This window comes from Hymenobacter glaciei, assembly GCF_039539585.1.
GTDB lineage: Bacteria > Bacteroidota > Bacteroidia > Cytophagales > Hymenobacteraceae > Hymenobacter > Hymenobacter glaciei.
Genome location: NZ_BAABDK010000043.1, coordinates 1 through 658 on the forward strand (window position 1 = coordinate 1; position 658 = coordinate 658).

The 658-nt window shown below is 67.6% G+C and carries 2 protein-coding genes; both read right to left on the bottom strand.

The genetic code is table 11. The features are described 5' to 3' along the window. A partial coding sequence (locus ABD837_RS24890) for an IS5 family transposase (protein WP_425554390.1) occupies positions 1-426 on the bottom strand: 426 nt, incomplete at its 3' end. Positions 427-439: 13 nt separating this feature from the next. Further along, positions 440-565: a transposase gene (locus ABD837_RS25115; protein WP_425554389.1), complete on the bottom strand. Its 126-nt coding sequence runs from the start codon at positions 563-565 to the stop codon at positions 440-442. Between the last annotated feature and the right edge of the window lie 93 nt (positions 566-658).

Below are 658 nucleotides of genomic sequence, written 5' to 3' on the forward strand. Positions count from 1 at the left end.
GCGCGTGGCCAGGCGGCGAAACTGCTTGAGGCGGCTAAAAAAGCGTTCGACCTTGTTGCGGTCGCGGTACAGATTTCGGTCAATCACGCGCTGGACGAGGCGGTTCTTTTTGCTGGGAATCACGGCTTGTGCCCCGATGGCGGCCACGTGGGCAAGCACGGCGTCCGTATCGTAGGCGTTGTCGGCCAGTACGTTGCCGGCGCCCTCGGCGGCCGGCAGCAGGTCGGCTGCACGCTGGCAATCGGCTTGCTGGCCGGGGCCGAGCATCACGCGCAACGGGTTGCCCGGCGCGTCGACCACGGCGTGGATTTTGGTCGGCAGCCCGCCGCGGCTGCGCCCGAGGGCCTCGTCGCCGACGCGGCTTTTTTTCGGCTGCCCGCTGCCTGCGCGTGGGCCCGCACGACTGGCGAATCGAGCATTACCCAGTCCAAGCGGGTTCCTACACGGCCTCGAACAAGCGCTGCCAAATCCCTTTTTGGGCCCAGCGCCGGCTGCGCTTGCGCAGCGTGTCGTGCTTGCCAAAGCGGGCCGGCAGCGCGCGCCAGGCGCACCCGTGGCGCGCCACTCAAAACACGGCGTTGAGGAAGAGCCGGTTATCAACGCCTGTCCGGCCCACGTCGCCGGCTTTGCCCGACAAGTGAGGAGCCAAAGCAGACCA